Below are 5,385 nucleotides of genomic sequence, written 5' to 3' on the forward strand. Positions count from 1 at the left end.
CCGGCGCTACTGCTCGATGAGCACGGGTGGACCAAGGAAGCCGACTCGGTGGCCAGCACGATCCAGCAACCAGAGAAGTACCGGGGCAGCGTCTACTCCACCGCCCTGCAGATGGCCGCGTGCCTGAAGAACGAGAAGATCGCCGCCTGGGTCAACCCTTTGCGTCCCGACGACGATCGCCCGCAGTTCGATCCCCAGGCGTTCGTGCGCGGCAAGCACACCCTCTACGCCCTGTCCAAGGAAGGGGCCGGTACCGCCGGGCCCCTGGTGACCGCGCTGACGGTGGCCACCGTGACCGCCGCCGAGGAACACGCCGTCACCCAGCGCGGGGGCCGGCTGGCCACCCCCATGCTCTGTGTGCTCGATGAGGCCGCCAACGTGTGCCGGTGGATGAACCTGCCCAACCTGTACAGCCACTACGGGTCTCGCGGCATCGTGGTCTCCACGTTCCTGCAGTCCTGGTCCCAAGGTGTGGACGTGTGGGGGGAGTCCGGGATGCGCAAGCTGTTCTCCACCGCCAACGTCGTCACCTACGGCGGCAACGTCAAGGAGGAGGGCTACTTGAAGATGCTCTCGGAGCTGATCGGCAAGTACACCTACACCTCCGTCTCCTCCTCGAGGCAGAAGGACTCCGGGTCCACCTCCCGCCAGGACGCCACCGACGACATCCTCTCCGTGGCTGACCTGGCCGCCCTGCCCAAGGGGAGGGCCGTGATGTTTGGCTCCGGGGCTCGGGCCGTGCTGCTGCGCACCATCTCGATTGACCACCGCCCCTACGCGGATGCGTCCAGGGCCTCCGAAGAAGCCCACAACAGCCCGAGGGCGGCCACCGTCGGCCAGGGCGACGAGCCCGAGAAGCCGGCTGCTGAGCCAGCGGCGGCCGTGCCTGCCGGGAACCGGTGGGCGGCTCTGGTGAAGGAGTAGACATGAACTGGGAAGAGGAAGCCGAGGAGGGCAACGAGGACGTCGAGGAACAGCCTCCTGCACAGCTGTTCTACGCGAACGTGGCCCAGTTCGTGACCGAGCAACTGGCGCCCGTGTACCGACGTCAGCTGGACCCTGCGGGTCGCTCGACCACGTTCACCTGGTGCGCCCAGTGGTGGCGACATGAGGAAGCGGTGAGCCGTCTGACGGGGTTGTGGCGGGCGTGGGAGCAGCTACGCACCGACCCGTCCACGGGATTGGCCGTGTGGTGGCGCGACTACGCCGACCCCACGATGCGTGTGCTCTTCGAGGAGAAAGGACCCTTCCACGGTTGCACCCCCAGGACGCACAGCCCCAAGGGAGTGCCCCTGACCCTGGAACCACCGCCGGAGGGCCTCTTCGACTGAACGTCACAGCGAAAGGGACGCAGTCCGTGACAGGGGCATCCACCGTGCTATGCCCCTCGGCATTGCCTACTTCCCCGGATACCTCGGTCCCACCCCCTTTATCCACGCTTATCTGGGAAGAGCCTCAGATCTACGGCTTAAGCATTCGGCCCCGGGCCACGGAACGTCCGGGACCGGAGGTGGTACCTATGGGGCTTGCTTACCGTGTGAGGTCGGGGTCCATGCGTCCGTCAGCGATTACCTCCCCGTCGTAGCGGAGGTCGAAGAAGTAGATGCGCTCACCTTCAACGTGCGCGGTGTGAAACTTCATCCTCGCACCGGGGCATACCGTCTCTGCCAACAGCCCGAGATCGGCCAGCACGGATGCCGGCACGTCTTCCCGAAGCGCCGGGGCGGCCCCGCGTTTGGCGTCGAACACGGCCGGGTCCACGATGGGCTCGTAGCTCACGGGAAGACTGTGCTGCACATGGGTTTTGCCAGCGGCGATGCGGAAGCCCTTCTGCTCCCGCCATGGCGGGCAGCCCGCGTACTTGATCTTCACCCAGTGTTCGTGGGAATTGGGCTTGTCGCGCCGCGGGCGGCTCCCGGACTTTCGGCGGCCCTCGGGCTCGATGACGTCCCTGGCGAGGTCACGGGATACCTCAAAGATCGGGCGCTCGATCACCACTGGCGGACATGCCACGTCCATGGTTCCCCAGCCTGGGATGAACGGGAAGCGCAGGGTCACCCCGTTGACCTCGATGAGCAGGACCGGGGCATTGGTGTCGGTGGAGCACAGCTGGACGAACTGCGAGTCTTCGCGACCCCAGTCCAGGCCGGCAATGATCCAGTCGAGGATGCCGACGTAGTACCGGACGTCCTCCTGCTCGACGAGCAGGTCGATGGTCTCGGGGTCGATGGCGGTCTTGGTGATGGTCATGAGGTATTCCTTCTATGAGTTGTTGACGCCGTATCCCCTGTGAGTTCCTAAGGTCGCCCACGCGGGCGTGCATGTGACCCAACGCTGTGAGAGCAGTGAGGGCTGGCCTTTCACATAAAGGCGGGTAGCCACCCGGGAGGTGGGTTCCAATCACCGGGGACGTAGGCGGTGTACACCTTGTCGCACCCATGGCCGACGTACTTCGCCTCAGGGCGGGGCCCCCGGATGAAGTCCAGGACTTGGATGAATTTGGATCCGCACCGAGGGCACGACGGCTCCTTGCTCGGCAGCGCGCTCATGGCCCCCCCTTGGTTCGCGGTGTGTACTGGCCAGGGCCTGGTTCCACTGGTGCGGCTAGAACAGCTGCTCCTCGTCCAGCAAACCCTGCTCCTCCAGCCACTTCAGGCGCGCTTCGGCTGCCATGGTCATGCGTTGGCTCGTGGACGAGCTGGACCACGAGGCGTTGCCCCCGAGAAGGGAGCGGTGCCCGGTCAGCAGGCGAGAGCATTCGAAGATGAATGCCTCCCAGTCCGTCACCGTCTTCGGGGCGTGCTCGGGAGCGAGGCGGCCGAGGCTCACCAGCTCGTCGACCCACGACGGCGTTGGAGCAATGGGAGCGACGAAGGGCACCAGATCCATCTCCACGCCGAACTTCACCAGCGGGTTCCACCAGACGTAGCGGCCGTTGTCGAGCTTAGGCCCGGTATGGCTGGTCAGATCCGCGCGGTACAAGTCCCTCTGACTCATCTGTTGCGCGACCCGGCCCCGCACGCCCTCCACGCCGGCGGCGCAGCCGTTGTAGTAGTTCCCCGCATCCCGATCCGTCGACCAGGCGTACACCCCGGCTACGGTCGGGAGCTCGGAACGGGCAGTGATCTTCTGGAACTCCAGCCCGGTGAGGAACGCGACCCCCGCAGGCGTGAGGCACTCGATGGTTACCGGGGCGGTGAGTTTCGGCCGCTGGCGAGGCTGCTCGGACGGCGGCTCGGCTGGGAACGCGGAAGGAAACGTGTTGGCGGACACGGTGGTTCCTTTCTGTTGTCACTTCCCCGCGAGCTGCTTGCCCCGACCTTCCTACTGCTTGCACAAGGCCCATGGATCAGCGGGTAGATCCTCATTTTGCGGCTCAATCTAGTCCGCTACCATCCCCACAAGTGCGCCTGTGATTTCCAGTAACTGGAGTGTATTTTTCCCTACGTCGATATTTTACAGGGGTTCGGTTCTCCTGTAGCTCCCCCAATGGGGGTACAGTAGGCACAACAATCCACTCGTCTCTCGGGGAGCAGTTCTATGGCAGGTAGTGAGCCCTCGAAGCGGAAGATCACGACCCCAAGGACCCCTCACCTCCCTTCCGAGACGGGGCCAGACTCTGGGCTGGCCTTAACTGATGCTGAGATCCAGAAGTGCCTGCCAGCTCGCGTCACCGTGCAGGGCACCTCAGACAGCCAGCTGCAAGAAGCTCTCTTCAACGAATCAAATGTCCTAGAAGCCGAGGCCCTGGCTGTTGTATGGGCGCTCTCTCCGACTCCAGCCGGCGAACGCATGCAGCCGCTAGAGCTATTGGCCACCCGCGAAGCCCTGGGCTTGACTCGTGAAGTCCTGGCCGATGCCCTGGACGTGTCTGTGTCCTTGGTCCGCACATGGGAGAGAGGGCAGAGCACCATCCCTGACGACGTCCGCCGCAGATTGGAACATCTGGAGTCTTACACCGATGCACTCGCTGCCGCTCTCGCCGCCCGCCTCACCAGACGCAGTGCCCCTGCCGTGCCGACCATTGGCGCCTACACCCGCGACGACGAGCTGCCTACCATTCCGTTGCCTGGAGCACCGCTGACTCCCACGGCCCGCTGGTGGCGAGTGGTGGCCTACCGCACCGCTCGAGCCGTGCGGGGCGCCCGCATCACATCCGGAGCCAGCATCACGGACGCTACCCTCGAGACCGCGGACATAGTCGTGGGTGGAACCCCCGTACAGGTCAAGCAGTACACCGGTCCAGCGGGAAAACCCCGGTAACCTTCACCCCTCACCCCGGGAGGCCGATGCGCTCGGTAGATGAGCCATGAGTCCGAAGGGACCCTTACGACACCCTTTGACAACTCAACGACTACTTCGCGACCTAAGGTCCTTTCACCAGCGATGCTTGGGGCCATGAGCCGCTTTCAGCAAGACTCCGTGTACGACCGCCAAAATCTGCACAGGGACGCGGCCGCAGACGGCCTGAAGCCCGGAACTGCATACGCCGGCATCGTCCAAGTCGGCGACGAGCTGTGCATCTTCTGGAATCCGTTCAAGAAGTTCTACGCGAATAAGTGGATCAAAGAGCCGCGAGAGTTTGTCTACTCGGGAGAGGGCTCGACGGGGCCCATGGGCTACACCTGGGGCAACCGGGCACTCATCGAGGCGGAGGACATCGATCGGCCCGTCACGGTTTTCTACAAAATGGAACGCACAGGGGCGGATTGGAAATGCCTGGGGGGCTTCCACGTTGTCGAGCACAGTCCTGGCGTAAGTATCGACGGTTCGGGAACGCCACGGCCGGACATGCGATTTCGGCTTGTGACGCTGTCAGTTGGTCCGAAGTCCTCGTTGCCGATGGTGGCTCCGCTGTCGGCACCTAAGCTCCCCGGTGAGGACGCTTTGTGGTCTGCCGTGGAGAAGGGGCTGCAAAAGAACGGGGCCGAGCGCAAGCGGGGTCTGAGTCGCAGCAAGGACAAGCGACAGTCAGACCCTATGAAGACGTTATATGTGCTCAGACGCGCCATCGATTTCGGCGGGGTATGTGAGTCGTGCCTGCTCCCCCCAGGTTGGGTCGACGATGAAGGCAATCCGCACTTCCAGGCCCATCACGTCGTAGCAGACGTGGATCTGGTGGACTGGATTGGTGCGGTCTGCGGGACGTGCCATGACCGACTGCACCATGGAAGAGACCGCGCGATGAGAGCGGATGAGTTGCGGAAAGTCGTAAAGGAACGCCAGATCAAAATGGGGCGGCCTACATACGAGCTGACCGAATTGCCGACCCCCGTCACCGGCACGTAACTGGGAAGAGGAAGCTGCGGAGGGCTGTCAACGGCGAGTGAAAACTGACCCCTTTCCGGCATCTGAAGGTTGACCCCCTGATCACTCATCTTCTTG

Annotated in this window: 6 protein-coding genes; 4 read left to right on the top strand and 2 right to left on the bottom strand. The window is 63.9% G+C overall.

Annotated features, from left to right (window positions below; all coding sequences use genetic code 11):
• The coding region (locus RF640_RS18610) for a type IV secretory system conjugative DNA transfer family protein (RefSeq protein WP_368828630.1) at nt 1-924 on the top strand (924 nt) is incomplete at its 5' end.
• A 2-nt stretch (nt 925-926) separates the two neighbouring features.
• Entirely contained in the window at nt 927-1,331 is a 405-nt protein-coding gene (locus RF640_RS18615) for a DUF4913 domain-containing protein (protein ID WP_180814805.1), read from the top strand.
• A 199-nt stretch (nt 1,332-1,530) separates the two neighbouring features.
• Here RF640_RS18615 and RF640_RS18620 read toward each other — a convergent pair whose 3' ends face one another.
• Both RF640_RS18620 and RF640_RS18625 read right to left on the bottom strand, forming a co-directional pair.
• Nucleotides 1,531-2,250, bottom strand: a complete 720-nt coding sequence (locus tag RF640_RS18620; protein ID WP_368828631.1) for a hypothetical protein — start codon at nt 2,248-2,250, stop codon at nt 1,531-1,533.
• A gap of 354 nt (nt 2,251-2,604) precedes the next feature.
• The gene (locus RF640_RS18625) at nt 2,605-3,273 is read right to left on the bottom strand and encodes a hypothetical protein (RefSeq protein ID WP_368828632.1); all 669 of its coding nucleotides are present in this window, start codon (nt 3,271-3,273) and stop codon (nt 2,605-2,607) included.
• Between the two features lie 519 nt (nt 3,274-3,792).
• Between RF640_RS18625 and RF640_RS18630 the strand changes: the two genes are divergently transcribed.
• Nucleotides 3,793-4,263: a multiprotein-bridging factor 1 family protein gene (locus RF640_RS18630; RefSeq protein WP_368828634.1), complete on the top strand. Its 471-nt coding sequence runs from the start codon at nt 3,793-3,795 to the stop codon at nt 4,261-4,263.
• A gap of 135 nt (nt 4,264-4,398) precedes the next feature.
• Nucleotides 4,399-5,289, top strand: a complete 891-nt coding sequence (locus RF640_RS18635) for a hypothetical protein (protein ID WP_368828633.1) — start codon at nt 4,399-4,401, stop codon at nt 5,287-5,289.
• Nucleotides 5,290-5,385: the final 96 nt, after the last annotated feature.

This window comes from Kocuria sp. CPCC 205231 (genome assembly GCF_040980965.1).
Lineage (GTDB): Bacteria > Actinomycetota > Actinomycetes > Actinomycetales > Micrococcaceae > Kocuria > Kocuria rosea.